28 protein-coding genes are annotated in these 24,974 nt (G+C 69.1%); 15 read left to right on the top strand and 13 right to left on the bottom strand.

Annotation, left to right across the window (positions count from 1 at the left end):
* Window positions 1-17: 17 nt before the first annotated feature.
* The 6 genes from AB0I81_RS09710 to pknB all read left to right on the top strand — a co-directional run bounded on the left by AB0I81_RS09710 (window position 18) and on the right by pknB (window position 8,201).
* The gene (locus AB0I81_RS09710; protein WP_360652869.1) at window positions 18-488 is read left to right on the top strand and encodes an FHA domain-containing protein; all 471 of its coding nucleotides are present in this window, start codon (window positions 18-20) and stop codon (window positions 486-488) included.
* Window positions 485-1,783, top strand: coding sequence for a Stp1/IreP family PP2C-type Ser/Thr phosphatase (locus AB0I81_RS09705; protein ID WP_360652866.1), 1,299 nt, complete (start codon window positions 485-487; stop codon window positions 1,781-1,783). Before AB0I81_RS09710 ends, AB0I81_RS09705 begins: the two co-directional genes overlap by 4 nt.
* Entirely contained in the window at window positions 1,784-3,205 is a 1,422-nt protein-coding gene (locus AB0I81_RS09700) for an FtsW/RodA/SpoVE family cell cycle protein (RefSeq protein WP_360652863.1), read from the top strand.
* Window positions 3,202-4,662: a penicillin-binding protein 2 gene (locus tag AB0I81_RS09695; protein WP_360652860.1), complete on the top strand. Its 1,461-nt coding sequence runs from the start codon at window positions 3,202-3,204 to the stop codon at window positions 4,660-4,662. Before AB0I81_RS09700 ends, AB0I81_RS09695 begins: the two co-directional genes overlap by 4 nt.
* 21 nt (window positions 4,663-4,683) lie before the next feature.
* Window positions 4,684-6,237 (top strand): serine/threonine-protein kinase, encoded by a 1,554-nt coding sequence (locus tag AB0I81_RS09690; protein WP_360652857.1) that lies wholly within the window; start codon window positions 4,684-4,686, stop codon window positions 6,235-6,237.
* Between the two features lie 83 nt (window positions 6,238-6,320).
* Window positions 6,321-8,201, top strand: coding sequence for a Stk1 family PASTA domain-containing Ser/Thr kinase (gene pknB / locus AB0I81_RS09685; protein WP_360652854.1), 1,881 nt, complete (start codon window positions 6,321-6,323; stop codon window positions 8,199-8,201).
* A gap of 195 nt (window positions 8,202-8,396) precedes the next feature.
* Here pknB and AB0I81_RS09680 read toward each other — a convergent pair whose 3' ends face one another.
* The 3 genes from AB0I81_RS09680 to AB0I81_RS09670 are packed head-to-tail and all read right to left on the bottom strand — an operon-like array spanning window position 8,397 to window position 9,743.
* Window positions 8,397-8,969, bottom strand: coding sequence for a gamma-glutamyl-gamma-aminobutyrate hydrolase family protein (locus AB0I81_RS09680; protein WP_360652851.1), 573 nt, complete (start codon window positions 8,967-8,969; stop codon window positions 8,397-8,399).
* Complete coding sequence (locus AB0I81_RS09675) at window positions 8,966-9,127, bottom strand: hypothetical protein (RefSeq protein WP_360652848.1); 162 nt, start codon at window positions 9,125-9,127, stop codon at window positions 8,966-8,968. Before AB0I81_RS09675 ends, AB0I81_RS09680 begins: the two co-directional genes overlap by 4 nt.
* A gap of 1 nt (window position 9,128) precedes the next feature.
* Window positions 9,129-9,743: a class E sortase gene (locus tag AB0I81_RS09670; RefSeq protein WP_360652845.1), complete on the bottom strand. Its 615-nt coding sequence runs from the start codon at window positions 9,741-9,743 to the stop codon at window positions 9,129-9,131.
* Window positions 9,744-9,887: 144 nt separating this feature from the next.
* Between AB0I81_RS09670 and AB0I81_RS09665 the strand changes: the two genes are divergently transcribed.
* Window positions 9,888-10,133 carry a cell division protein CrgA gene (locus AB0I81_RS09665; protein WP_360652842.1) on the top strand — a complete coding sequence of 82 codons (246 nt, stop codon included), beginning with the start codon at window positions 9,888-9,890 and terminating at the stop codon, window positions 10,131-10,133.
* A gap of 166 nt (window positions 10,134-10,299) precedes the next feature.
* Here AB0I81_RS09665 and AB0I81_RS09660 read toward each other — a convergent pair whose 3' ends face one another.
* Together AB0I81_RS09660 and AB0I81_RS09655 are read right to left on the bottom strand one after the other, a co-directional pair.
* The gene (locus tag AB0I81_RS09660) at window positions 10,300-11,166 is read right to left on the bottom strand and encodes a rhomboid family intramembrane serine protease (RefSeq protein WP_360652839.1); all 867 of its coding nucleotides are present in this window, start codon (window positions 11,164-11,166) and stop codon (window positions 10,300-10,302) included.
* 284 nt (window positions 11,167-11,450) lie between these two features.
* On the bottom strand, window positions 11,451-11,987 hold the full coding sequence (locus AB0I81_RS09655; RefSeq protein WP_360652836.1) for a peptidylprolyl isomerase: 537 nt from the start codon (window positions 11,985-11,987) through the stop codon (window positions 11,451-11,453).
* Window positions 11,988-12,172: 185 nt separating this feature from the next.
* On the opposite strand from AB0I81_RS09655, the gene AB0I81_RS09650 reads away from it, so the two are divergent.
* Together AB0I81_RS09650 and AB0I81_RS09645 are read left to right on the top strand one after the other, a co-directional pair.
* Window positions 12,173-12,646 carry a YtxH domain-containing protein gene (locus AB0I81_RS09650; protein ID WP_360652833.1) on the top strand — a complete coding sequence of 158 codons (474 nt, stop codon included), beginning with the start codon at window positions 12,173-12,175 and terminating at the stop codon, window positions 12,644-12,646.
* A 259-nt stretch (window positions 12,647-12,905) separates the two neighbouring features.
* Window positions 12,906-13,982, top strand: coding sequence for a hypothetical protein (locus AB0I81_RS09645; protein ID WP_360652830.1), 1,077 nt, complete (start codon window positions 12,906-12,908; stop codon window positions 13,980-13,982).
* Here the strand turns inward: AB0I81_RS09645 and AB0I81_RS09640 are convergent, their stop codons facing one another.
* Entirely contained in the window at window positions 13,983-14,537 is a 555-nt protein-coding gene (locus AB0I81_RS09640; RefSeq protein ID WP_360652827.1) for a hypothetical protein, read from the bottom strand. It abuts the gene before it with no gap.
* Between the two features lie 135 nt (window positions 14,538-14,672).
* Here AB0I81_RS09640 and AB0I81_RS09635 point away from each other — a divergent pair, with 135 nt between their 5' ends.
* Window positions 14,673-15,344, top strand: a complete 672-nt coding sequence (locus AB0I81_RS09635; protein ID WP_360652824.1) for a response regulator transcription factor — start codon at window positions 14,673-14,675, stop codon at window positions 15,342-15,344.
* Window positions 15,341-16,852, top strand: coding sequence for an ATP-binding protein (locus AB0I81_RS09630; RefSeq protein WP_360652821.1), 1,512 nt, complete (start codon window positions 15,341-15,343; stop codon window positions 16,850-16,852). Before AB0I81_RS09635 ends, AB0I81_RS09630 begins: the two co-directional genes overlap by 4 nt.
* Here AB0I81_RS09630 and AB0I81_RS09625 read toward each other — a convergent pair.
* From AB0I81_RS09625 to AB0I81_RS09615, 3 genes are all read right to left on the bottom strand, one after another.
* Entirely contained in the window at window positions 16,796-17,776 is a 981-nt protein-coding gene (locus AB0I81_RS09625) for a GNAT family N-acetyltransferase (RefSeq protein WP_360652818.1), read from the bottom strand. The two genes, AB0I81_RS09630 and AB0I81_RS09625, sit on opposite strands and share 57 nt — an antisense overlap.
* 19 nt (window positions 17,777-17,795) lie before the next feature.
* Window positions 17,796-18,149: a hypothetical protein gene (locus tag AB0I81_RS09620; RefSeq protein ID WP_360652815.1), complete on the bottom strand. Its 354-nt coding sequence runs from the start codon at window positions 18,147-18,149 to the stop codon at window positions 17,796-17,798.
* A gap of 83 nt (window positions 18,150-18,232) precedes the next feature.
* Entirely contained in the window at window positions 18,233-19,027 is a 795-nt protein-coding gene (locus tag AB0I81_RS09615; RefSeq protein WP_360652813.1) for an MBL fold metallo-hydrolase, read from the bottom strand.
* A gap of 30 nt (window positions 19,028-19,057) precedes the next feature.
* Between AB0I81_RS09615 and AB0I81_RS09610 the strand changes: the two genes are divergently transcribed.
* Window positions 19,058-19,489, top strand: coding sequence for a VOC family protein (locus AB0I81_RS09610; protein ID WP_360652810.1), 432 nt, complete (start codon window positions 19,058-19,060; stop codon window positions 19,487-19,489).
* A gap of 15 nt (window positions 19,490-19,504) precedes the next feature.
* Here the strand turns inward: AB0I81_RS09610 and AB0I81_RS09605 are convergent, their stop codons facing one another.
* The 3 genes from AB0I81_RS09605 to AB0I81_RS09595 all read right to left on the bottom strand — a co-directional run bounded on the left by AB0I81_RS09605 (window position 19,505) and on the right by AB0I81_RS09595 (window position 22,294).
* The gene (locus AB0I81_RS09605; RefSeq protein WP_360652807.1) at window positions 19,505-19,879 is read right to left on the bottom strand and encodes a hypothetical protein; all 375 of its coding nucleotides are present in this window, start codon (window positions 19,877-19,879) and stop codon (window positions 19,505-19,507) included.
* Window positions 19,880-20,042: 163 nt separating this feature from the next.
* Window positions 20,043-20,486 (bottom strand): hypothetical protein, encoded by a 444-nt coding sequence (locus AB0I81_RS09600; protein WP_360652804.1) that lies wholly within the window; start codon window positions 20,484-20,486, stop codon window positions 20,043-20,045.
* Window positions 20,487-20,500: 14 nt separating this feature from the next.
* Window positions 20,501-22,294, bottom strand: coding sequence for an NAD(P)/FAD-dependent oxidoreductase (locus AB0I81_RS09595; RefSeq protein WP_360652801.1), 1,794 nt, complete (start codon window positions 22,292-22,294; stop codon window positions 20,501-20,503).
* 137 nt (window positions 22,295-22,431) lie between these two features.
* Between AB0I81_RS09595 and AB0I81_RS09590 the strand changes: the two genes are divergently transcribed.
* From AB0I81_RS09590 to AB0I81_RS09580, 3 genes are all read left to right on the top strand, one after another.
* A complete protein-coding gene (locus AB0I81_RS09590) occupies window positions 22,432-23,781 on the top strand; it encodes a hypothetical protein (RefSeq protein WP_360652798.1) in 1,350 nt (449 codons plus the stop codon).
* Between the two features lie 68 nt (window positions 23,782-23,849).
* Window positions 23,850-24,176 carry a winged helix-turn-helix domain-containing protein gene (locus AB0I81_RS09585; protein ID WP_360652795.1) on the top strand — a complete coding sequence of 109 codons (327 nt, stop codon included), beginning with the start codon at window positions 23,850-23,852 and terminating at the stop codon, window positions 24,174-24,176.
* Window positions 24,176-24,442, top strand: a complete 267-nt coding sequence (locus AB0I81_RS09580) for a hypothetical protein (RefSeq protein WP_360652792.1) — start codon at window positions 24,176-24,178, stop codon at window positions 24,440-24,442. Before AB0I81_RS09585 ends, AB0I81_RS09580 begins: the two co-directional genes overlap by 1 nt.
* Here the strand turns inward: AB0I81_RS09580 and AB0I81_RS09575 are convergent.
* Window positions 24,425-24,967: a DUF5946 family protein gene (locus tag AB0I81_RS09575; protein ID WP_360652789.1), complete on the bottom strand. Its 543-nt coding sequence runs from the start codon at window positions 24,965-24,967 to the stop codon at window positions 24,425-24,427. The two genes, AB0I81_RS09580 and AB0I81_RS09575, sit on opposite strands and share 18 nt — an antisense overlap.
* Window positions 24,968-24,974 lie beyond the last annotated feature (7 nt).

The raw sequence follows: 24,974 nt of genomic DNA, 5'->3' as shown, positions 1-24,974 counted from the left end.
GGGTAGACAGACGGTCCATGTCCGAGCTCACGCTGCTGCTGATCCGGCTCGCTTTCCTGGCGGTGCTGTGGTTCTTCGTCATTGCCGCAGTCGGCGTGATCCGGACTGACTTGTTCGGTTCACGCACGGCTCCCGCGGGCGGTCGCAAGTCGGCCAAACCCGCCAAACCGGTGGCCAAGCCCAAGAGCAAGAAGGGCGAGCCACGCCAGCTCATCGTCACCGGCGGCCCACTCCAAGGCACCACCATCAACCTTACGGAGCAGCCCATCACCATAGGCCGGGCCAATGACGCCACGCTGGTAGTCACCGACGACTACGCTTCCAGCCGGCATGCCCGGCTCTTCCCTCAGGACGGTCAATGGATCGTGGAAGATCTTGGGTCCACCAACGGCACGTATCTCGACCGCTCAAAAGTCACCCGCCCGACCCCGGTGCCGCTCGGTGTTCCGATCCGCGTCGGCAAGACAGTCATTGAATTGCGCAAATGACCATCGCACTCCGCTACGCCGCCCGCTCGGACGTCGGCCTCCTCCGCGAAGGAAACGAGGACTCGGCGTACGCTAGCGGCCGCCTGCTCGCCGTCGCCGACGGCATGGGCGGGCACGCCCACGGCGAGGTGGCGAGTTCCGTCGCCATCGCCGCCATGGCCTCACTCGAAGAGGCCCAACAGGGAGGTGACCTGCTCAACGCCATCGAGGCGGCGGTTCGCAACGCCAACCGCAAGCTGCACGAGATGGTGGGGCGGGATCCCAGCCTCAAAGGCATGGGCACGACTCTGACGGCCATGCTCTGGAACGGCGCCCAGGTCGCCCTGGTGCACGTGGGCGACTCGCGCGCCTACCTGCTCAGGCGCGGGGAGCTCTACCAGATCACGCATGACCACACGTTGGTGCAGCAACTCGTCGACGACGGGCGCATCACGCCGGAAGAGGCGGCCACGCATCCGCAGCGCTCGATCCTGCTGCGCGCGCTCGACGGCAGCGGCGAGGTCGATCCCGACCTCACGCTCCGCGAGGCGCAGGTGGGCGATCGATATCTGCTGTGCTCCGACGGCCTGTCAGGCGTGGTGAGCGCGGAGACGCTGCATGCCACGCTCACCAACATCGACGACCCCGAAGAGGTCGTCCGCCAGCTCATCGACCTGGCGAACCGAGGTGGCGGGCCCGACAACATCACCTGCGTGCTGGCCGACGTGCTGGAGATCACCGATGGGCAGCAGTTGCCCGCCGAGGTCGCCGTCGTAGGCGCCGCCGGCATGAACCGGCTGCACGGTGACTCGCCGGAGACCGTGCCGGGGCAGCCCGGCGCGGTGACCGCACCCCAGCCGGTGCTGGGCGGCGACGACTACGAGGAGCCGGTCGCCCAGGCGACCAAGCGCTCGGGCAGACGTCGTCGGGTGTGGCCCATTCTGGTCACGGTGCTGGGCATCGGCGTCGCCGGTGTCTGCGCCGGCGGTTACTTTGGATACCAGTGGACCCAGGACCAGTTCTACGTCGGTGCCAGAGGCGACGAGGTGGTCGTGTTCCAGGGGATCCAGAAGGAGGTGGGGCCGTTCCAGCTCTTCAAGGTCTCCGAGGCCACGGGCAAGAAGCTCTCCCAGCTCTCCGAGGCCGACCGTGAAGCGATCAAGAGCGGCATCCCCGTCCCGACCGCCGCGGAAGGCGTAACGAGGATCAACGCATTGAAGTTCGCCGAGGAAGAACCGAAGGACACAACCCCCGCCGAGACGACCACGTCCCCCACTCCGAGCGCCACCGCGACCAAGACGAAGCAGCAGCAGTAGATGAGCGAAGTCGCCGTCGAACCCGTCCCGATGCCCGCCAAGCGGCGCGGGGCGCAGTTGTTCATGCTCGCGCTCGCGGTGGGCATCGTCATGCTCGCCTACGCCAACGTGGGCCTGGCGGTGGACGGGAAGATCCCCGCGGGCATGCTGACGTACGGGCTGGGGCTGGGTGGCCTGATGCTGGTCGCCTACGGGGTGCTGGCCAAGTTCGCCCCCTGGGCCGACCCGCTCATCCTGCCGCTGGTGACCCTCATCAACGGCCTGGGCCTGGTGATGATCTACCGACTGGAGACCGGCGGCATGCCGCTGGCCTCCACCTCCAGCCAGATCATGTGGACGGCCGTCGGGGTGGTGATGTTCACGATCACCCTCATCGTGCTGCGTGACCATCGCGCGCTGCAACGGCTCACCTACACCGCGGGCGCCGTCGGCCTGGTGCTGCTCGCGCTGCCCGCGGTGCTGCCCGCGAGCATCAGCGAGGTCCAGGGCGCCAAGATCTGGATCCGCTTCGGCAACTTCGCCTCCATCCAGCCCGGTGAGTTCGCCAAGCTGCTGCTGGTGGTCTTCTTCGCCGGCTACCTGGTGGCCAAGCGCGACGTGCTCGCGCTGGCCGGGCGGCGGTTGCTGTTCATCGACCTGCCCAGGGCCAGGGACCTCGGCCCTGTCCTGGCCACCTGGGTGCTCAGCCTGCTCGTGCTGGTCTTCGAGAAGGACCTCGGGACCTCGCTGCTGCTCTTCGGCACGTTCATCGCGATGTTGTACATCGCCACCCAGCGCACGTCGTGGGTGCTGATCGGCGTGCTGCTGTTCGTCGGCGGCGCGTACCTGGCCGGGCTGGCCTTCGACCACGTCGGCGCCCGCTTCGACGCCTGGCTCGACCCGACCAACCCGGTCTACTACGGCAACGCCGACATCTGCCAGCAGGACCCGCCGGGCGACCCGATGTGCAGCAAGAGCTTCCAGATCATGCAGGGGCTGTTCGGGTTCGGCGCGGGCGGCATCCTCGGCACGGGCCTGGGCCTGGGCAATCCCGACCTGATCCCGCTGTCGTTCTCCGACTTCATCTTCGCCGCGACCGGCGAGGAGCTGGGCCTGACCGGCCTGATGGCCCTGCTCATGGTCTACGCGCTGCTGGTGCAGCGGGGCCTGCGCACCGGCCTGGCGGCCCGCGACCCGTTCTCCAAGTTGCTGGCGGGCGGCCTGTCGTTCATCCTGGCCTGGCAGGTCTTCATCATCGTCGGCGGTGTGACGAACCTCATCCCGCTGACCGGCCTGGTCACCCCATTCATGTCCCAGGGCGGCTCGGCGCTGCTGGCTAACTGGATCCTTATCGCACTCTTGGTACGCATGTCTGATGCGGCACGGCGGCCTCCGCCCCAAGCGATCCAGAACGAAGGAATGACACAGGTGTTCCAGCGATGAACCGAACTCTGAAGCGCGCGGCCGTGGCCTGTCTGGCCATGTTCGCGCTGCTGATGGTCAACGTGAACATCCTGCAGGCCGTCCGAGCCGACGGGCTGCAGGACGACGCGCGCAACCGGCGCAACTTCTTCGAGCGCTACGCCATCGAGCGTGGCCGCATCACGGCCGGCGGCAAGGTGCTGGCCCAGTCCGTGGAGACCCAGGACAAGGACTTCAGGTTCATCAGGAAGTACCCCGACGCCAAGCTGTACGCCCACGTCACCGGCTTCTTCTCACCCGAGAGCGCCGAGGCGATCGAGGCCAGCGAGAACTCCCTGCTCGACGGCTCCAGCGCCGACATGCTGCTGCGACGCAGCATCGACCTGTTCACCGGCGAGCCCACCAAGGGCGCCAGCGTCGACCTGACGATCAACCCCAAGGCGCAGAAGGCCGCCTACGACGCGTTGCGGCAGAGCGGCAAGCGCGGGGCCGTGGTCGCGCTCGACCCGAAGACGGGCGGCATCCTGGCGATGGTCTCGCTGCCCACCTACGACCCGACGGAGCTGTCGGGCACCGACAAGAGCAAGGTCTTCTCGCGCTACGACGAACTGGCCAAGGAGAAGAGCCAGCCGCTGCTCAACAGGGTCGTCGCGCAGACCTACCCGCCCGGTTCGACGTTCAAGGTCGTGACCATGGCCGCGTACCTGGAGGAGGACTCCTCGCGCGGCCCGCAGACCAGTGTGGAGGCGCCGCAGAACCTGCCGCTGCCCGGCACGACCATCAGCCTGCCCAACTACGGCGGCTCGGCCTGCGGCAGCGGCCAGGTGACGCTGGTCTTCGCGCTGGAGAAGTCCTGCAACACGCCCTTCGGCTCGATGGGCATGGAGCTGGGCTACGGCGCCATGAACGAGCAGACCGAAAAGTTCGGCATGGGCAAGCCGCTCGCCGTGCCGATGAGCGTGGCGCAGAGCGACTTCGGGCCGGAGGAGGACAAGGCCGCCCTGGCCATGGCCTCCATCGGGCAGCGCAGCAACCGGATGACGCCGCTGCAGATGGCGATGATCGCGGCGGGCATCGCCAATGACGGCGCGGTGATGAAGCCGTACCTGGTCAACAAGGTCACCGACGCCAAGGGTGACACGATCAAGGAGGCCGACCAGCAGGAGTTCTCGCAGGCGGTCAGCTCGGAGACGGCGGCCAAGCTGCGCGAGATGATGGTCAGCGTCGTCCAGAACGGCACCGCGAACCTTGCTCAGGTTCCCGGCGTCCAAGTAGGAGGTAAGACAGGCACTGCGGAGACCGCCGACGGGCAGCCGCCGCACGCCTGGTTCATCTCCTTCGCACCCGCCGAGGACCCGAAGGTGGCCCTGGCGGTCATCGTCGAGTCCGGCGCGGCCAAGGTCGGGGCGGAGGCAACCGGCGGTCATACCGCCGCGCCGATCGCAAAGGCTGTGCTGGAGGCGGTGCTGAACAAGTGAGTGACGGTAACCTGACGGGTCATGCGGCTCCGTAACCGCTATCTCCTGCTCTCCCGCATCGCCGCAGGCGGTATGGGAGAGGTCTGGCGTGCCCGCGACGAGCTTCTCGGTCGCGAGGTGGCGGTCAAGATCCTGCGTAGCCACATCTACGCCGATCCCACCTTCCGCGAGCGTTTCCGCAACGAGGCGCGGCTCACCGCCGCACTGGCGGACCCCGGCGTGGCCCAGATCTTCGACTACGGCGAGCAGGAGCAGTTGGCCTACCTCGTCATGGAACTGGTGCACGGCGAGCCGCTGTCGGCCATCCTGGCGCGCAACGGCGCCATCGGGCCCGAGGTGGCGCTCGACGTGGTGCACCAGACGGCCAAGGCGCTGCACGCGGCCCACTCCGCCGGGATCATCCACCGCGACATCAAGCCCGGCAACCTGATGGTCACCCCCGAGGGGACCATCAAGGTGACCGACTTCGGCATCGCGCGCGCCCTGGAGGCGGCGCCGGTGACGCAGACCGGCACCGTACTGGGCACGGCCCAGTACGTCAGTCCCGAGCAGGCGCAGGGCTTCTCGCTCACGCCGTCCACTGACCTGTACTCGCTGGGCGTGGTGGCCTACGAGTGCCTGGCGGGGCACACGCCGTTCCGCGGGGACAACCAGGTGGCGATCGCGCTGCTGCACCTCAACGAGCGGCCGCCGGCGCTCGGCGCGGACGTTCCCGCGCCGGTGCGTGAGCTGGTCATGGCGCTGCTGGCCAAGGAGCCCGAGCAGCGTCCCGCCACGGCGCTTGAGGTGGCCGACCGGGCCTACGTGTTGCGCGAGTCGCTGGCCGGCGCCGAGGACGGCGCGGAGCTGAGCATGCTCACCGATCCCGGAGGCTTCCGGGTACGCGAGCCAGGCTCCACTTACGGGGGCTCCGGCGGCTCCGGCGCTCCGGGGGGCACCGGCGCTTCCGGCGTACATCCGGCTTCCGGCGTACATCCGGCTTCGGGAGGCTCCGGCGTGCACCGGCCGGTCTCCGATCCCGAAGGTTTTCTCGCTCGTCAGCCTGCTCCCGACCCTCGCGACCTTCGCGGGCGCGGGCCGGTCGGCGAGGACGACCTGGAGACCGACCACCTCGACCCCGCCACGACGCTGCAGCAGCGGCCCGGAGGCGGGCGCAGGCGGAACGCCAGGACGTTGGCCCTGGTCGCGGCGGCGGGATGTGTGGCGGCGGTGGGACTCACCGCGGTCTCGCTCGCCAACCGGGAGCCGCCCAGGCCGCCCGAGGTGGCAGAACCGTCGCAGACGGCGACGCAGACGGCCGAGCGCACGCCCGTCCAGAAACCCAAGAAGACCAAGACTCCGACGCGGCGGCCGTCGATGGTTCCGGTGAAGTCGCCGAGGCCGATACCCTCGCGGTCGGCTACGGTAAGCAAGTCGGCTACTCCCACCAAGAAGCCGTCACCGAAACCGACTCCGACCACCCCAAGCCCGACGCCCACTCCGACACCGACGACGCCCACCACTACCCCGACAACTCCGACACCCACCGCCTCGCCGGACCCGGGTGATACAAACCCGCCCAAGGAGGAGACGTGATGCGCCATGGGGTCGATGATGGACACCGGCGGCCCCCCGAGCAGGCCGGTACCCAAGATGAACGGTAAGGGACAGTGCAGGAAATGACTCAGCCTCGGCTACTCGGAGGTCGCTACGAGCTCGACGGTGTCGTCGGGCGCGGCGGCATGGCCGAGGTGTATCGCGCCCGAGACATCCGGCTGGACCGCATAGTCGCGATCAAGACCCTCCGCTCCGACCTCGCGCGCGATCACACCTTCCAGGCCCGGTTCCGCCGTGAGGCGCAATCGGCGGCCTCCCTGAACCATCCGGCCGTCGTCGCGGTGTACGACACCGGTGAAGACGGCGCGGAGAACACTCCGGTGCCGTACATCGTGATGGAGTACGTCGACGGCAAGACACTGCGCGACCTGCTGCGTCAGGATCGGCGTCTGCTGCCCGAGCGTGCCACGGAGCTGGTCGACGGCATTTTGCGCGCGCTGGACTACAGCCACCGCGGCGGCATCGTGCACCGCGACATCAAGCCGGCCAACGTGATGATCACGCGTGCGGGCGACGTCAAGGTCATGGACTTCGGCATCGCGCGCGCGATGGCGGACAACGCGGCCACGATGACGCAGACGGCCCAGGTGATCGGCACCGCCCAGTACCTGTCGCCCGAGCAGGCCCGCGGCGAGCGGGTGGACGCGCGCAGCGACATCTACTCCACCGGCTGCCTGATGTACGAGCTGCTGACCGGTCAGCCGCCGTTCACCGGCGACTCGCCCGTCGCGATCGCCTACCAGCACGTCCGCGAGGACCCCATCCCGCCCTCGCAGATCGATCCCGAGATCCCGCAGTGGGCCGACGCGATCGTGCTCAAGGCGATGGCCAAGGACCCCGCTCACCGCTACCAGAACGCCAGCGAGATGCGGGCCGACATCCAGCGTGCGATGTCCGGCATGCCGGTCGACGCCCAGACGATGGCGATGCAGCAGGGCAACTACGGCCAGGGCACGCGCATGATGACCGCGACCCAGTCGGCCCAGGGCCCGGCCACGCAGCGCAGCGGCGCGATCCCGCCGTACGAGTACGACGAGGACAGTGGTGGCCGCGGCGGCCGGCGAAGGGCGCAGAGCGGCGGCAACGGCGTCAAGACCGCGCTGTGGATCATCATCCCGCTGCTGATCATCGGCGCGTTCATCACGATCGGCTACGTGGTGTTCAGCGGCTCGGGCACGCCGGCCGAGACCCAGGTGATGATCCCGTCCCTCGCCTCGCAGGAGGACGACTACGCCAAGGCGGAGCTGGAGAAGCTCGAGCTTGAGGTCCAGGTCGTGCAGGAGTTCAGCGCCGACGTCGAGAAGGGCGCCGTGATCGGGACGGACCCGAAGGAAGGCACCAAGGTCGACAAGGGCACCCCGGTCAAGCTCATCGTGTCCAAGGGCACCGAGAAGATCAAGGTTCCCGCCGGTCTCGTCGGGTCCAAGCAGGACGAGGCCGAGAGGCTCCTGGAAGAGGCCGGCCTGCGCGCGGTCATCCAGACCAGGAACTCGACCAGGCCGCAGGGCACGGTCATCTCCACCGAGCCCAAGCCCGGCGCGGCGGTCGAGAAGGGCGGCACGGTCACCCTCTTCGTGCCCAAGGAGCTCGGCGAGGTGCCGAGCGTGGTCGGGCTCACGCAGGAGGACGCCACCGCGCAGATCAAGGGCGCGGGCTTCAAGGTCAAGGTCGTCGAGCAGCCCGACGCGCAGCCCCAGGGCACCGTGGTGCAGCAGAACCCGGGCGAGGGGCAGAAGCTGGCGGCGAACACGACGATCACCATCGTGGTGTCCTCCGGACCGGAGGACACGGCTCCGCCGCCCACCACCGATGTCCCGACGGACGACTTCCCGACGGACGAGCAGCCGACCGACGACTTCCCGACCGACGAGGAACCGCCGGGCGACGGCGGCGACAACCCGATCGGCGAGGAGGAGGGCCTCGGCGGCAGCATCGGCGGCTGAGGTTCACGGTTCATCGGCGGCTGAGGTTCGCGGTTTGCAGGCGTGCGAAGGGCCGCCCGTCCCGGAGAGGGGATGGGCGGCCCTTTCGCCTGTACGGATGCGTCAGCCACCCTCGGGCGGACATGAGAACGCCCCCGCCGCTCGGGGGCAACGGCGGGGACGCTCACTTGTACGTCGCTCTGCGCGAGACATTTGTTACACGATTCTCCGCAACCAATTTCTCAGCAGCCGGTGACCGTGCTCCGACAACACGGACTCGGGATGGAACTGGATGCCCTCTATGGGCGCCGTACGGTGCCGCAGGCCCATGATGACCCCGTCCGGCGTGCGGGCGCTCACGTCGAGCTCCTCAGGCACCGTCTCGGGCCGCACGGCCAGCGAGTGGTAGCGGGTCATCCGCACGGGCGACGGCAGGTCCTCGAACACGCCCTCGCCGTCGTGCGTGACCTCACTGGTCCGGCCGTGCAGCAACTCGGGCGCGCGGGCCACCGTGGCTCCGTAGGCCACGGCGATGGCCTGGTGGCCGAGGCAGACGCCGAGCAGCGGCAGGCCGGTCCCGGCCGCGTGGTGGACCAGGGGGACGCTCACGCCGGCCGCCTCGGGGGTGCCGGGGCCGGGGCTGATGAGCACGCCGTCGAAGCCGTCGGCGTCGTGCGCGCGTACGTCGTCGCGCGACCGCACGTCGCAGTCGGCGCCCAGCTCGCGCAGGTACTGCACGATGGTGTGGACAAAGCTGTCGTGGTTGTCCACGACCAGCACCCGGCTCATTTTCTGACGGTCACCTCGTCCAGTGTCACCGTGGGCTCAAGAAGGGGAAAGACGACATACCAGAGTACGGCCACCGTCCCGAGGAGCAGCAAGGCGGCCGTCAGCGCCCTGGTGGACCGGCGGCCGCCGGGCAGGTTGCGCCAGAGCCAGGCGTACATGTCACTCCTTGCGGGGTTCTGTCTGCTTGAGCACGCCGTAGACGATGAGCCGCTCGGCGGCCGAGTACTCGGGGTGGCAGGTGGACAGCGTGATGAAGGCGCGAATGGGGCGGATGTCGGGCTTGCCGGGCACCGGGGCCAGCACGTCGATCTCGTCGGGCCGCACGATGTCCTGTGAGGTCACGCGGTAGGTGTAGCGGGCCTCGCGGGCCTCGACGATGATCTCGTCGTCGCGTTCGAGCTCGTCGATCTCGTTGAACGGGGCCGCGTACGTGGTGCGGTGTCCCGACAACACGAAGTTGCCGATCTTGCCGGGCATGGCGCTGTCGGGGTAGTGCCCGGGGCCCTTCTTGAGCTGTTCGGCCTGCACGCCCTCGACCACGGCGTACTGGTAGTCGCGGCCCAGCTTCGGGATGCGCAGCAGGGCCAGGGCCCTGCCGAGCTCTATCCCGTCGAGCCCTTCGCCGGTTCTGTCCTTCTCCAGTTCGCGCTGGAGCAGCAGTTGCTGGCTCTGGGTGTAGGCGCCGGTGCCCCAGAGCAGATAGGCGCAGAACAGCATGAGGATCAGGCCCGCGGTGATGCTGATCTCCCCGACGGCCCGGAGCGTGGCCCGCATGCGGTCAGCGTATTCGGCGATGAGGCGGCCCCTGGGGATCGCCATGTCGTGCGCGTGGCGACTATCCTGGGGCACGCTTCAACTACGCTTAACGAAGAGCCTGTGGACGATCCGGAAGCCCAGGCCCTCAGCAGGAGTTATCCAGTGCCCAAGCCCAAGGCTCGCAAGAAGGCGGTTTACACCCCGCCGCAGAGGTCCCAGCAGATCAAGGTCAGCCCGCGCTGGCTGGCACCGACGATGGTCATCGCCTGGATCGTCGGCATCCTGTGGATCGCGATCTATTACGTCGCACCGCAGGCGCCGTTCTTCCGCGATCTCCAGAACTGGAATCTGCTGATCGGGTTTGTTTTCCTCATCTTCGGTGTGGTGCTTTCCACCCGCTGGCGTTAGTTCTTTCCACAGTCTTTTCCACAGGCTGGGGAAGGCCTTCGGCCACTAGGGGAAGGCTTTCGGCCACTGGGGGAAGGCCTGCGGCGGCTGGGGAAGGCTTGCGGCGGCTGAGGAAGGCTGGGGAAGGCGGTCGGGCCACCGGGGGAAGACCGCCTTGCCAGGGGCGTCAGGCCGCGATGGCGACGATGGTCGAGACCCTGACCACCACGAGGATGGCCATCAAGGCCAGCGCTCCCCCGATCGCCAGCACCTGCCACAGAGTCCTGTTGCTCTTGGGGGCGTAGGCCAACGCCCCCGCCAGCAGCGATCCCGTGACGAGGCCGCCGATGTGGCCGGTCCAGCTGATGTTCGCGACCAGGAACGTGATCGCCAGGTTGAGCGCGATGATCACGGCGATGCCGCGTACGTCCATGTTGAGCCGGCGGCCCACCACGAACACCGCGCCGAACAGGCCGAAGATGGCCCCCGATGCGCCGACCGTGGGCTGGCCGAGCGGGTCGAGCCACAGGCCGAGCACCGAGCCGCCGAGCGCGCTGATCAGGTAGAGCGCGATGTAGCGGACATGGCCGAACGCGCGCTCCAGGTAAGGGCCGATCATGAACAGCGCCCAGCAGTTGAACAGGATGTGGAAAACTCCGCCGTGTACGAAGGCGGCGGAGATCAGGCGGTAGTACTCGTCGCCCAGCGCGACGCCGGCGGGCCACATGGCCAGCGCGCCCGTGACCGTGGTGCCCGTGAGGTACTGGGCGCCGAAGACCAGCACGTTGATGGCCAGAATGGCGTACGTGACGAACGGCGTGCGTACGACGTTGCCGCCGAACGTCGACTTGGCCTGGCGGAAACCCTTGTTGCCCTCGGCCACGCACTCGGGGCACTGGAAGCCCACGGCGGCGTCGCGCATGCAGTCGGGGCAGATGGGACGCTCGCAGCGCTGGCAGCGTACCCAGGTTTCCCTGTCGGGGTGCCGGTAGCACGTGGGCACCTCGGCGGGTTGCTCTGGGTGCGGGGGCGGGCTGGGCGGCTGGCTGGTCATGACCGAAAGCCTATGGCTTGTCTGGGCATGCCGCGTGGCCCCGCCGGACCTGTCCGAAGGCGTGACGGGTGCCTGAGACGGACCTGTCCGAAGGCGTGACGGGTGCCTGAGACGGACCTGTCCGAAGGCGGGACGAGGTGTCCGAGACGACGTCCGGCCGCGCTCACGGCGACCGACCTGTGCGAAGGCGTAACGGGACGTCTGGCCGCTCACGGTGGCCGACCGCCGGGGCTCCCCCGCCGTACCCATGTGTGGTGGGTGCGGCGGGGGGAGAGCCGCTCGGGTCAGGCGGGGACGCGCTCGATGGTGACCGACTCCACGACGACGTCCTCCATCGGACGGTCGCGGCGGTCGGTGCGGGTCTTGCCGATGGCGTCCACGACCTCCTGGCCCTCGATGACCTCACCGAAGATGGTGTGCTTGCGGTTGAGGTGCGGGGTCGGGACGACCGTGATGAAGAACTGCGAGCCGTTGGTGCCCTTGCCGAAACGGATCCCGGCGTTGGCCATGGCCAGCAGGTAGGGGCGGTCGAAGACGAGTTCGGGGTGGATCTCGTCGTCGAACTCGTAGCCGGGGCCGCCGATGCCCTGGCCGAGCGGGTCGCCGCCTTGGATCATGAAGCCGGAGATCACCCGGTGGAAGATCGTGCCGTCGTAGTAGCGGGCCTTGCTCTTCTCACCGGTGCCCGGGTGCGTCCATTCGCGGGAGCCTTCGGCGAGCTCCACGAAGTTCTTCACCGTCTTCGGAGCCTTGGTGGGGAAGAGTTCTACCTTGATATTGCCGTGGTTGGTCTTCAGGTTTGCGATCAGCTTCTCAGCCACGAGAGCGCTGCCCCCTCTATGCACAAGGTTGGTTTTGTGGTGTTTTGAGGACTATGGCCGTTCGGCCATCTGAGCCATCCTCCCACGGACGGCCATGATTGAGCCGTCTTGTCCAGGGCAGGTCAGGCTCGGGGCCCCGAACGACAGGGGAGGTTGTTGTGTCCCTGAGAATGAGGAAACGCCACGTGGCCATCGAAGTGCCCGCCACGTGGATGGGCCGCATGAAGGCCCAGGCCATGCGAACCGGCCAGCGAATGCAGCCCATGGCCGACCAGGCCAAGGTTGCCGCCGCTCACCGCATCGAGGACGCCCGATACTGGGCTGCGCCTCGGTTGGAGTCCGCGGCACACGGGTTCGAGGACCAGGTGGCACCCAAGGTCAGCTCAATGCTGACCGCGGCCGCCAGGAAGATCGATCCCAAACCGTCGCATTCGCGGCGGTGGCCGGTGCTCGTACTGCTGACCGGCCTGGCGGTCGGAACGATCGGTTACATGTTCTACCGCCGCAACGCCGAGCAGTGGACCGAGCACATGAAGGACTCCGCGTCCGATGCCTCGCGATGGGTCAACGAGAAGGCGGACAGGACTTCGGAGACCGCGGACCGGATGGCGGCCAACGTGTCGAACAAGGCGGATGAGGCATCTCGTAGGATGTCGTGATTTCGCTGGCAGCGCGCCCCCGCATCTCCTGCGGGGGCGCGCTTCCGCTGTCCGGGCCGGGTGCTGTCCGGGCCGGGCGCTTGTCCGGCTCAGGCGGTGCCCGGCTCAGGCGGTGCCCGGGCCAGGCGGTGCCCGGGGCAGGCGGTGCCCGGGGCAGGCGGTGCCCGGGGCAGGCGGTGCCCGGGGCAGGCGGTGCCCGGGGCAGGCGGTGTCCGGGGAGCCGTTGACGTACAACCAAGCGCTTGTTAGAAACGCGAGCATGGCGCTGTCACCCCTCGACGACTACCCCGTGCACCAGGCCGCCCAGGTCATGCGGCACGTGACCACGGGAGACCGCAACTTCTACGACCGCTACTACTTCAACTGCCACGCCGCCTCGGATGAGCTCATGCTGATCGTCGGGCTCGGGCAGTACCCCAACCTGGGCGTCACCGACGCCTTCGCCTGCCTGCGGACGCCGGAGCTGCACCGCGTCGTCCGGGCCTCGCGCGAGCTGGGCGACGACCGGATGGACACCACGATCGGGCCCTTCAGGGTCGAGGTCATCGAAGGGCTCAAGCGGCTGCGCGTGGTGCTGAAGCCGAACGAGCACGGCCTGTCCTTCGACCTCCTGTGGGAGGGGACGATCCCGGCCGTGCTGGAGCCACGGCACTTCCTGCGGTGGCAGGAGCGGGTGATGTTCGACTCGGTACGGATGGCGCAGACCGGGCGATGGACCGGAGACATCAGGCTCGGCGAGACTGAGATATCCGTCACACCCGACCGCTGGATGGGCACCAGGGACCGCTCCTGGGGCATCAGGCCGGTCGGCGAGTCCGAGCCGCCCGGGATCCAGGTCAAGAACCCCGGGACGTTCTACTGGCTCTACGCGCCGATGCGCTTCGACGACCACGCGATCCTCTGCATCGTCCAGGAGGACGAGCGGGGCCGCAGGGTGCTGGAGGAGGCCGTCCGCGTGTGGCCCGACGGTCGGGAGGAGGAGTACCTCGGCAGACCGGAGTACCGGCCGGTCTACGCCCCCGGCACTCGCGACGTCGTCGAGGCCACGATCGCGTTCTCGCCGCCCGGCGGCAAACCGTTCGACGTGCGCTGCACCCCCCTGCTGCCGGTGCACCTCATGGTCGGCACCGGCTATGGCCTGGAGCAGGAGTGGCGCCACGGCATGTACCAGGGCGAGCGGCCCGTGGTGCAGGGCGTGACCTATCGGCTGCCCGACGACGCCGCCAGGATGTGGGGCCTGGTGGACGCCGTCGGGCGCTTCGAGTACGACGGGCTCGTCGGCCACGGCCTCTTCGAGTACTGGGCGCTCGGGCCGCACCCGTCGTTCACGGACTGACTACTTGACCGGCTCGCAGGTCACCTTGACGGTCTTGGACGGGTCCACGCCCGAGGGCAGGGCCTTGCCGGGCTCGGCGGGCAGCGCGGGAACGACCTTCTGCAGCTCGCCCGACTCCTTGGCCTTCTCGATCTCCTCGGGGGTGAGCTTCCTGACCTGGATGCTCCCGTCGGGGCCCTTCGCGATCGCCACGCCGCCCTCGGGCAGCTTCACGGCCTCGCCGGCCTTCGCGGGCTCGGCCTTCTCGAAGTCCTTGATCTGCTCCGGCGTGAGCTTCACGCCCTCCGCGTCCGAGGGGATCGCCTTCCTGATCTCGCCCTCGGCGCCCTCGGCGATCCCGCCGCCGATCCGCTTCACCTTGCCGTCAGGCCCGACCACGACGCCCTCCTTGACGGGCAGCGCCTTGGACATCTCGACCGTCTTGCCGTCGCTCGTCTTGCAGATCACCTTCGAGCCGGCGGTGGGGGTGGGCTCGTTGGCCATGGCGGAGCCGGTGAGGCCCGCGAGGGCGAAAACGGCGACTCCACCGAGCACCGCGAGACGTCGCTTGATCATGTGTTCTCCTCAACTGGGGAAACTGGGAAACGATCGGACGACTCCGAGGATGGCGGGCCGTACCTGAAGTGATCCTGAAGAGGGCCTAAATGATCTTCAGGTTGGCTTTAGGTGATCTGAGGCACTCTGGACGGTGTGCGAGTGCTACTGGTGGAGGACGAGGAGCGGCTGGCCGACCTGGTCAAGGGTGGGCTGGCGGGCGAGGGTTTCGCGGTGGACGTGGCCCACGACGGGCGCGACGGGTTGTGGATGGCCACCGAGAACAGCTACGACGTGATCGTTCTGGACGTGATGCTGCCCAGGCTGAACGGCTACGCGGTCTGCTCCAGGTTGCGCGAGGCGGGCGACTGGACGCCGATCATGATGCTCACGGCCAAGGACGGCGTCTACGACGAGGCCGAGGCGCTGGACAACGGGGCCGACGACTACCTGGCCAAACCATTCTCCTACGTCGTGCTGCTGGCCAGGCTGCGGGCGCTGATGCGGCGGGGCGGGCGCGAGCGGCCGGTGTCGATCACCGTCGGAGACCTCGTGATCGACCCGGCCGGGCTGCGCTGCCGCAGGGGCGAGACCGACATCGCGCTGACCCCGAAGGAGTTCGCGGTGCTGCACGCGCTCGCGCGCCGGCCCGGCGAGGTGGTCTCCAAGGGAGAACTGCTGGCCCAGGCGTGGGACTTCTCCTACGACGGTGACCCGAACATCGTCGAGGTCTACATCAGCGCCCTGCGCCGCAAGATCGACGGCCCCTTCGGCAAGACGACGCTCATGACGGTGCGCGGGGCCGGTTACCGGCTGGAGGCGGCGTGAAGCGAATCGGCGGCGTGAAACGGATCGGCATGAAGCGGATCGGCGTGAAGCGGATCGGCGTGAAGCGGATCGACGTGATGGCGGGGCTCTCCTCGGTGCGGCTGCGGGCGACTGCGGCGGCCACGCTCGTGGTGGCGCTGGCCCTGGGGGCGGCGGCCCTCATCCTGGTGGCCGCGTTGCGCGGCACGCTGGTGAGCAACGCCGACGCGGAGGCGTCCAGGAAGGCCTCGGCGGCGGTGCCGTACGCGCAGACGCTGGAACTCGCCCGCGCCACCGAGGTGCCCGAGAAGAGCGATGCCACGAAGGGGACGGAGAAGTTCAGGCCGACCGAGCCCGTCCAGGGCGAGCTGAAGGCGGTCAAGCCGGCCGAGACCATCATCGGGGGCGAGACCGTCGTGCCGCAGAAGACCCAGCCGGGCCCGGCGCGCGCCGTCAAGGACATGGAAGGTGAGGTGCACCTGGTCGACGGCACGGTGGCCAGGCTCGCCGACCCCGACCTCCTGCTGACCAAGCAGACGAACGCGGTGGCGGCCGTGGACTGGGCGGAGCCGGGCGAGTACGCGGTCGCCGGCGTCCAGGTGGCGCTCAAAAACGGCACCGCCATGGTGTGGTCCAGGGTCCCGCTGGACGGCGTGCGGGAGGCGCTGAACACGGTGAACAGGGCGCTGCTGCCCGGCGTGCCCGCCCTGCTGCTCCTGGTGGCGGGGGTGACGTGGGTCTCGGTGGGCCGCGCGCTCGGCCCGGTGGCCGCGATCAGGAGCAAGATGGCCGACATCACGGCCCGCGACCTGGGCAGCCGGGTGCCCGTGCCACGCTCCAAGGACGAGATCGCCGCGCTGGCGACCACGGTGAACGGCACGCTCGACCGGCTGGAGACGGCCGTGGACCGGCACAAACGGTTCGTCGCCGACGCCGCGCACGAGTTGCGCAGCCCCATCGCGACCCTGCGGGCCCGGATGGAGCTGGCCGAGCCCAGCGAGCTGACCAAGGAGGCCCTGGCCGACATCGAACGCCTGCAGTCCCTGGCCGCCGACCTGCTCATGCTGGCCAAGCTGGACGCGGGCGAGCCGCTGCGCGCCGCCGAACTGGACCTGGGGCAGGTGGCCGCCGAGGCGGCGCTGCGCGCCAGGCGGCGTCCCGAGGTGCGGGTGGAGCTGGACATCGAGCCGGACGTGGTGCTGCAGGGATCGAGCGCGCACCTCGACCGCCTGGTGACGAACCTGGCCGACAACGCCGTACGGCACGCCGCCTCGACCGTACGGGTCCGGGTGGCCGTCGAGGGCTCCGAGGCCGTGCTGGAGGTCCACGACGACGGCCCGGGGATTCCGGTCGATCAGCGGGAGGCCGTGTTCGACCGCTTCACCCGGCTGGACGAGGCCCGTGCGAGGGACGCGGGCGGCGCGGGGCTGGGGTTGCCGATCGCGCGCGACATCGCGCTCCTGCACAAGGGGTCACTCGTGTACACCGACGCCGGGTTCGTCGCCCGGTTTCCGCTGTGGGAGGGCTAGCACGTAGTTCGTGCTGCGTCTGGTGATCGTGAAGCCGGCCCGCTCGTACACGCCGACCGCTCCCGTGGGATTGTCGGGATCGACCGTCAGGGCCGCCCGCTCGTACCCCTGGCGGGCGAACGTGGCCAGGGCGTGCGCCATCAGCGCGCCCGCCACGCCCCTGCCGCGCCACTCCTTGAGCGTGCCGACGATGAGGATCTTCGCCTGACGCGGGTCGTAGGAGTGTGTCGTCAGCAGGCCCACGGGCCTGTTCTCCTCCGACAGCACCACGAACGAGGAGTCGGGGCGGAAGTTCCGCGAGCCGGTGGTGTGCGCCGCCCAGCTCTCCCTGGTGTGCGGGACCGAGCCCCAGTGGTCGCGGAACGACTCGTTGCGCACGTGACGGGCTCCGTCGTTCAGTTCGGGCGTCCAGGTGACGATCGACATCCCCTCGGGCGTCCGGTGCACGGGCAGGTCGCCCCGCAGGCTCCGCTCCATGACGGCGAACGAGCGCGCCGGGACGAACCCGGCGGCTCGGGCCAGCGCGCCGACGCCCGGATTGCCGTCGTACGCACCCAGATGCACCTCCACGGGGACACCGGGGAACGCCTTCTCACCGAGCCCCGGCGCCACCCCGACGGCCCAGTCCACGATGCGCCGGCCGTGCCCGCGCCTGCGGTGGGCGGGGTGCACGCCGCCCCACAGGCGCATGACGTGCACCCCGCTGTCCGCGGACTGCCTGGCCGGCAGGTAGCCGAAGGCCACGATCCGGTCGCCGTCCCTGGCCGCGAGCGTGCCGCCGGCCAGGTCGATCAGCTGGCCGGCCAGGTGCTCCGCCATGTCGTCGGCGTTGTGGATCTCGCCGGCGCGGTCCTCGGCCTCCACCTCGGCCCAGAGGTCGGCCAGCGGCCGGGCGTCCTGACGGGTGAGTGGTCCCCACTGCATGGGGACAGCCTAGATCGGCTCAATTCAGACGGGTGGCGCAACCCAGGCGGGTCCCGATCGCGGACAGACCGTCCGCGAACGCCTGCCGGGTCTGCTCGGCGAACCCGATGAAGAACCGGTTCGCCAGTGGCACGCCCCAGCGCAGCCACTCGGCCACGTTGTAGACCCGGTGGACCACGCGCGCCCCCTCGGGGTGCGGCAGGACGGACCACTCGCCGCGGTACCACCAGCCGCCCTGGTAGGCGACGGTGTGCTCGCCGAACTCGGTCTTCACCTCATACTGCGGGCGGTTGTCCAGCAGGGCCCGCCACACCTGCTCCACCGGCGCGGCCACCACTCCGGAGACCTCTGTGATCAGTTTCTTCCTGGCCATGGCACAGCTCCTCGGCGTCGCGCTATATTGCAAAATGCAATATACGTGGGCACGGCTTGCCTGTCGAGCGGCTTCGGGTGGGGTCAGGCGTCGAGCTGCAGGAACGCGCGTGCGATGGCCTGCCTGCAGACGTCCTCCGGGTAGGGGAAGAGCTCGATCACGTCGCGCAGCCCCTCCACGTGGGCCCGCTTGGCCAGGTCGGCCACCAGGACCAGCTCGGCCTGCTGCGCCTGCGCGTAGGCCCGGTCCACGACCGCGCCGTGCCCCGGCACGATCACCCGCTCGGGCATCTCCGCCAGCATGCGGGCGACGGTGGCGGGCCAGTCCAGCGGGTAGGAGTCGCTGAACGCCGGCGGCGCCCCCTCCTCCACCAGGTCACCGGCGAACACCACGCCCGCGTCCGGCACGTGCGCCACCACGTCGTTGCTGCTGTGGCCGAGCCCGAAGTGCCGCAAGTGCACGATGCGCCCGCCGATGTCCAGGCTGGCGGCGGTGGTGAAGGTGTGGTCGGGTGGCACGATCGCCACCTCCTCCAGTTCCTCACGCCGCTCGGGGAGTTGCTCGATCAGGCCGGCTCGCTGCTGTTCGCCGAACGTCTCGATCTCCTCCGCGCATCTGGCGTGACCCCAGATCTCCGCACCGCCGAAGAGCGCGTTGCCGAAGTAGTGATCGAAGTGGGAATGGCTGTTGACGACCGTCCACGGGAAGGCGGTGACCCGCCTGATCGCCGCGACCAGGTCCGCACCCTCCCTGTGCGAGGCGCGCGTGTCGAGCACCAGGCAGTGCCCGTCGCCCACGATCAGACCGATGTTCAGGTCGTACGACCGATGACGCCGGACGTAGACCCGGTCACCGACCTCCTGCCACTGCTCGTTCATGGAACTGAACCCTACTTTTAGGATCGTTACATGGCATATGACTTCCAGGTCGTCATCGACGCCGCCGGCCCGCACGCGCTGGCCGAGTGGTGGGCCGACGCGCTCGGCTGGCAGGTGGAGCCGCAGGACGAGGCGTTCATCCGGGAGCTGGTGAACAAGGGCCACGCCTCGGAGGAGGACGTCATGACGTACAACGGGGCGCTGGTGTGGCGGTCAGGGGCGGCCATCCGGCATCCCGACGGCCTCGAACGCGCCCCGCGCGTGTTGTTCCAGCTCGTGCCCGAGCCCACGCCGGGCAAGAACCGTGCGCACCTCGACATCAGGGCCGGAGCCGGCAACATCGAGGCAGAGGTCGGACGGCTGACCGCCCGGGGCGCCAAGGAGCTGCACCGGGGCCGTCAGGGGGCCAACTGGTGGGTCACCCTCGCCGATCCCGAGGGCAATGAGTTCTGTGTGTCCTGATCGTCCTCCGAGCCCTCACAGGTAGGGCTCGTAAGCATATTCCCGGGGATTCCGTAGGATTTCGCCGGCTCTTCTGGAGTAGGGCAGGACGCCTATCTGGAATTCGTCCTCATAGATGATCGTGCCGGGGTCGGGCGAGCGGACGGTGTCATACGCGACGCCGTATCGGAACAGCAGATTCTCCAACGGCGCCAGCGCGGCGACGAGGAGGGTCGCGTTGGGTTTGAACCAGGGGACGGCCCGGATGGTGTTGCCGTCGGCGTAAAAAGGCGGATACGGCATCTGCGTGATGAACCAGGTGTCAACCTCCGTGAATAATTTCTCGTCTTCCGGAGTGAGGTGACCGGCGCGACGGAGGTGATGACAGGCGGCGAAGATGCCGACCGGCACGCCCAGTCGTCCGTAATAGCGGACTTGTACCCGCACATAAAGGCGGCCGGCACCTTCGCGCGGGGGATTCCGGCTTCCATTAGTCACACCGGGGGTTTTACCCCGTCAGATCGGCCCGCGCACGAAACGCATACCCTTCGGACACGGGGGTAGAGCGCCGCGGTCAGACGTCGGCGTGGTCCCGCCGCCCGAACCGGTCCGCCACCGCGTCGAACATCGGCACCGCCGCCCCCGGGTCCGTGACCTGCGACAGCGGCAGGCCGAGTTGCGGGTCGAAGCACTCGAACCCGGACTCGCGCTCCACCACGGAGGCCACCTCGTACAGCAGGCCCACGGCCCGGCGCGCCTCCTCACCGTGGGTCCAGTAGGGAATGCTCATCTCCCAGCCGCCCTCCCAGTGGTTCACCGAGATGCCGCTGCCCTCGTGGTCCAGCTCCCAGTTCGGCGGGTACTCCACGATCCGCACCTCGCCGAGCAACTCGCGGGCATGGCCGACGATGGTCTCCCACGCCTCCAGGTCGGGCGGCAGGGGCTCCTGCGCGGGCTCCAGCGCCTCCTCCCACGACTGGCCGGGGTGGCGGCGGGCGAAGTAGAGGTCGTAGCTCATGGAGGAAGAAGGTACTAGCGGAAGGCGAGGCCCTCGAACGCGCCGGACTCGCGCCAGCCGTCGATGTAGGCGAAGTAGGCCATCGCCCCGTGCGGGTGGCCGGCGCCGAGCCAGCCCTTCCTGCCGGGGTCCTGCCCCTCGTTGTTGTAGTAGCCGGGGGTGCAGTCGGGCGATCCCAGGAGGCGGACGGTGCCCGACAGCACGAACTCCACCCATCCGTCCTCGGCCTCCCGCGTGGGCTCGACCTGCGCGTACCCGTGGTCGAGTGCGTGCTTGACGGTGACGGCGATGGTCCTGCCCGCCTCCGTCAGGTTGTGCGGGATGTTGGAGATGAGGTTGGCGCCCTGCGTCGGCTGTACGAGGAAGACGTTCGGGAATCCGTGCACGTGGATGCCGTGCAGCGTGCGCATGCCCTCCGCCCAGTGCTCCGACAGCCGGACCCCGTCGCGCCCGGTCAGGTCGTAGCCGGCGCGGCGGGTGTAGTCGGTGCCCACCTCGAAGCCGGAGGCGTAGATGACACAGTCCACCTCGTACTCGTGGCCCGCCACGACCACGCCATTCGCCGTGATCCGCTCGACGCCCTTGCCTTCGGTGTCCACGAGGTGCACGCCGGGGGCGTTGTAGGCCTGCAGATACTCGTCGTGGAAGCAGGGCCGCTTGCAGAGCTGCCGATACCACGCCTTCAGGTCCTGCGCGGTCCGCGGGTCCGCCACGATGGTGTCCACGCGGGCGCGGATCTCCTCCATCTTCTCGAAGTCGGAGTCCTCGAAGGCGGCCATCATGCTCTCCTGGGTGAGCTCCCCGGGCTTGAGCTCACTGATCCTGGCGCGGAAGCGGCGGGACAGGTCCGTCCAGCCGTCCATGACCAGGTCCTCCTCGGCCGGTCCGCCGGTCTGGTTGGCCGTGAAGTTCTCCAGCCAGCGCTGCTGCCAGCCGGGCGTGGCGATCGTGGCGAACCATTCGGGGTCGGTCGGGCGGTTGTCGCGTACGTCCACGGAGGACGGGGTGCGCTGGAAGACGTACAACTCCGCGCAGGCCCGCGCGAGGTGCGGCACGCACTGCACGGCCGTCGCGCCCGTGCCGATGAGGGCCACCCGCTTGCCGGCCAGCCGGTCCATGGGCGCGCCCGAGGGGTCGCCGCCGGTGTAGGCGTAGTCCCAGCGGCTGGTGTGGAAGGCGTGCCCGGCGAACTCGTCGATGCCCGGAATGCCGGGCAGTTTGGGCACGTGCAGCGGGCCGGTGCCCATGGCCACGAACTGGGCGGTGAAGGCGTCGCCGCGGTTGGTCCGCACGATCCACCGCGAGCGTGCCTCGTCCCAGGTCAGGTCCACCACTTCGGTGTGGAACAGGGCGTTGTCGTACAGGCCGAAGTGTTTGCCGATGCGGCGGCAGTGCTCCAGGATCTCGGGGGCGTGGGCGTACTTCTCGGTCGGCATGTGACCGGTCTCTTCCAGCAGCGGCATGTACACGAACGAGGCCGTGTCGCACTGTGCGCCGGGGTAGCGGTTCCAGTACCAGGTGCCGCCGAAGTCGCCGGCCTTGTCCAGGATGCGCACGTCCTCGACGCCGGCCTCCTTCAGCCGGGCGCCGGTGAGCAGCCCGGCGAAACCGCCGCCGATGACGGCGACCGTCACGTGGTCGGTCTTCGGCGCGCGCTCGGTCAGCGGCGTGTACGGGTCGTCGAGGTAGTGCGCGAAGCGGCCGGTCAGGCGGAGGTACTGGTCGTTGCCGTCGGGGCGCAGCCGCTTGTCGCGCTCCTCGCGGTATTTGCGGCGCAGGGCGCCCTTGTCGATGTCGGAGACGGTCATTCACCCTCCCGAAGTCTCCAGAAGGCGACGCTGGAATTCCAGAATCTCATTCGGTTATCGCCTGGACAAGCCCATCCGCCCCCTAACGATCCGTCCACTATGGTGGTGGATCGGACACACGAGGAAGCGGATCCGTCTTGGCCCATCGCGCACTGGTCATCGCCATGTTGCCGGCGATCGTGCTGCGCGTGCTCACCGTGCTCGGCTACCCTCCGGCGATCCTCTTCTACGCCGACTCCTTCGCCTTCCTGAAGGAGGAGCTGACCCCGGGGACCACGCGGCCCTCCGGCTACTCCCTGCTCCTGGCGCTGCTGCGGCCCGCGCACAGCCTCACGCTGGTGACCGTGCTGCAGCACCTGCTGATGCTCGCGCTCGCAGTGGCGATCTACGCGCTGCTGCGCCGCCGTGGCCTGCCGGGCTGGGGCGCCACGCTGCTGGTCACCCCGCTGCTGTACGACGAGTTCCTGCTGCTGCTGGAACACATGATCATGGCGGACGCGATCTTCATCGTGCTCGTCGCGGCGGCGATCGGGCTGATCGTCTGGCGGGTCACGCCCGCCACGGCCGCCGTGGGCGGGATGTTGCTCGGCCTGGCCGGGATCACCAGGACCGTCGGCCTGCCGCTGCTGATCCTGACCGCCGCGTACCTGCTGATCAGGCGGTACGGCTGGCGCCCGCTGGTGGCGCTGCTGGTGGCCGGGGCGATTCCGCTGGGCGCGTACGCCACCTGGATGAAGGTGGAGAAGGACAAGTTCGGCCTGACCCAGGCCGACGGCAACTTCCTGTGGTCCAGGACCATGAGCTTCGCCGACTGCGCGGTGATCAAGCCGGAGGCGCGGCTGGCCGTGTTGTGCCCGAACATGCCGGTCGAGCAGCGGCCCTATCCGCCGCACTGGTTGTGGGAGGACTTCTCGCCGCTGCTCAAGGTGCCGGGCACGGCCGAACGCAACGAACTCGCCGGACAGTTCGCCAGGCAGGCCATCCTCGCCCAGCCCGGCGAGTACCTGGGGGCGGTCATGACCGACCTGGGGCAGCTGTTGCGCTGGGAGCGTACGGGCGTGGAGGAGAAGACGCCGTACAAGCTGCCCGCCTCGGAACGGCCGATCAACAAGTCGGTGCGGGGCGTGGCCGAGTCCTACGAGGCCGGACCGGCCGCCACGCAGGTGGTGGAGCCGTTCGCCGGCTGGTTGCGGGCCTACCAGCGCTTCGGGTACGTGCCGTTCCCGCTGCTGGTCCTGGCGCTGACGGGGACGCTGGTGGCGGCGCTGGTCAGACGTCGGTGGGACGCGCTGCTGCCCGGGGTGGCCGCGCTCGCACTGGTCGTCTCGCCGCCGTTCCTGGCGGCCTTCGACGTGCGGTACGTGATCCCGGCGATCCCGCTGGTGTGCCTGGCGGCGGGACTGACGTTCGCCAGGGACGATCGGGCCGCGCCGGTACGGGAGCCTGCCGCGTCGGCACGAGGGCGAAGGACGGCCAAGACGGCCTGACGCGCCGGCCCTCGGCGTTCGCGTGTTACGGTGACCCGTAATAGGGCGCTTACACGTGATGGGAAGCTATGACGCAGGCCGGGCCGACGGGTGACGACCTGGTCGAGAAGCTCGCGGCGCTGGCCAACCCGCTGCGGCTGCGCATCATCGCGCAACTGGTGACCGGGCGTGACTATGTCAGCAACCTGGCGCGCGTGATCGGGGTGAGCCGGCCGCTGCTGCACATGCACCTGCGCCGGCTGGAGGCCGCGGGACTGATCGCGGGCAGCCTTGAGCTGTCCGACGACGGCAAGGCGATGAAGTACTACGAAGTCACGGATTTCAGCCTGCATCTGACCGCGTCGGCGCTGGCCGAGGCGGCCAAGACACTCACGAGGCCCGAGGAGGGCTCCTGATGGGATTTTCCTGGCCCGAGGTGATCTTGTTGCTCGGCGTGTTAGCCCTGGTCACCTTCCTGATCAGCCTGTTCACCGTGGGGATGCTGGAATCGCGCAAGTTCAGGCGGCAGGCCGAGCTGGCCGATGACCTGCGGCAGCTCGTGCAGAAGTTCGAGCAGCTCGCCGAGACCACGGTGGACGCTCAGCAGCGGGTGGCCGACGATCTGGCGGAGCTGCGCTCGCGTACGGCCTCGATCGAGCAGATCCTACGCACGGTGGAGTGATCCGGCCTTATGGTCGAGTGATCCGGCTTTATGGTCGAGTGAGCCCGCCGTGCGGGTGTGTGATCCGGCCCGCCACGCCTCCACCGTGCCGGCGGCCCAGAGCCTGACGCGGTCCTCGTGCCCCTCGGCCGGGAACGTGCCGTCCAGGGCGACGTCGGTGATCGTCGTCGGATAGGACGTGGGAGCGGTGACGCCGTCAGGGAACGGCGGGGCGCCGGGGAAGTCGCCGGCCATGGGCGCGCGTCCGCCGTGCCGGTGGGAGTTGCGGCGGCGGGCCCGGTCGGTCATGGGGGCCAGGGCGGCGAGCCCGCCGCGCAGGTAGACGTGGAGCAGCGCCCAGTAGAAGGCCGGCGGGACGGAGGCGGGCAGGCGGGTGGAGTGCTGGAAGTAGAAGCAGGACACCGAGACGGCGTGCACCGGGGACCACGGGGCCCGCATCGAGTAGTCGAGCACCAGCAACTCGTGGAACAGACCCTCACAGGACTTCGGCGCGTCGGGCGCGCCGCACTCGGCACAGGGGGACACCCTGTGA

The organism is Nonomuraea sp. NPDC050404 (assembly GCF_040655495.1).
GTDB lineage: Bacteria > Actinomycetota > Actinomycetes > Streptosporangiales > Streptosporangiaceae > Nonomuraea.
Note: the sequence above shows the minus strand (reverse complement) of the source record. Positions and strands in the feature narration are given on the sequence as shown.

Coding starts and splice junctions, on each gene's coding strand:
- AB0I81_RS09670 (WP_360652845.1), bottom strand. CDS start 9,743: ATGCGGGCCACGCTCCGGGCCGTCGGGGAGATCAGCATCACCGCGGGC.
- AB0I81_RS09615 (WP_360652813.1), bottom strand. CDS start 19,027: ATGAACGAGCAGTGGCAGGAGGTCGGTGACCGGGTCTACGTCCGGCGT.
- AB0I81_RS09660 (WP_360652839.1), bottom strand. CDS start 11,166: ATGACCAGCCAGCCGCCCAGCCCGCCCCCGCACCCAGAGCAACCCGCC.
- AB0I81_RS09595 (WP_360652801.1), bottom strand. CDS start 22,294: ATGACCGTCTCCGACATCGACAAGGGCGCCCTGCGCCGCAAATACCGC.
- AB0I81_RS09645 (WP_360652830.1), top strand. CDS start 12,906: ATGGCGCTGTCACCCCTCGACGACTACCCCGTGCACCAGGCCGCCCAG.
- AB0I81_RS09710 (WP_360652869.1), top strand. CDS start 18: ATGTCCGAGCTCACGCTGCTGCTGATCCGGCTCGCTTTCCTGGCGGTG.
- AB0I81_RS09690 (WP_360652857.1), top strand. CDS start 4,684: ATGCGGCTCCGTAACCGCTATCTCCTGCTCTCCCGCATCGCCGCAGGC.
- AB0I81_RS09620 (WP_360652815.1), bottom strand. CDS start 18,149: ATGGCCAGGAAGAAACTGATCACAGAGGTCTCCGGAGTGGTGGCCGCG.
- AB0I81_RS09675 (WP_360652848.1), bottom strand. CDS start 9,127: ATGTACGCCTGGCTCTGGCGCAACCTGCCCGGCGGCCGCCGGTCCACC.
- AB0I81_RS09585 (WP_360652795.1), top strand. CDS start 23,850: ATGACGCAGGCCGGGCCGACGGGTGACGACCTGGTCGAGAAGCTCGCG.
- AB0I81_RS09580 (WP_360652792.1), top strand. CDS start 24,176: ATGGGATTTTCCTGGCCCGAGGTGATCTTGTTGCTCGGCGTGTTAGCC.
- AB0I81_RS09610 (WP_360652810.1), top strand. CDS start 19,058: ATGGCATATGACTTCCAGGTCGTCATCGACGCCGCCGGCCCGCACGCG.
- AB0I81_RS09705 (WP_360652866.1), top strand. CDS start 485: ATGACCATCGCACTCCGCTACGCCGCCCGCTCGGACGTCGGCCTCCTC.
- AB0I81_RS09625 (WP_360652818.1), bottom strand. CDS start 17,776: ATGCAGTGGGGACCACTCACCCGTCAGGACGCCCGGCCGCTGGCCGAC.
- AB0I81_RS09700 (WP_360652863.1), top strand. CDS start 1,784: ATGAGCGAAGTCGCCGTCGAACCCGTCCCGATGCCCGCCAAGCGGCGC.
- AB0I81_RS09600 (WP_360652804.1), bottom strand. CDS start 20,486: ATGAGCTACGACCTCTACTTCGCCCGCCGCCACCCCGGCCAGTCGTGG.
- AB0I81_RS09695 (WP_360652860.1), top strand. CDS start 3,202: ATGAACCGAACTCTGAAGCGCGCGGCCGTGGCCTGTCTGGCCATGTTC.
- AB0I81_RS09640 (WP_360652827.1), bottom strand. CDS start 14,537: ATGATCAAGCGACGTCTCGCGGTGCTCGGTGGAGTCGCCGTTTTCGCC.
- AB0I81_RS09680 (WP_360652851.1), bottom strand. CDS start 8,969: ATGAGCCGGGTGCTGGTCGTGGACAACCACGACAGCTTTGTCCACACC.
- pknB (WP_360652854.1), top strand. CDS start 6,321: ATGACTCAGCCTCGGCTACTCGGAGGTCGCTACGAGCTCGACGGTGTC.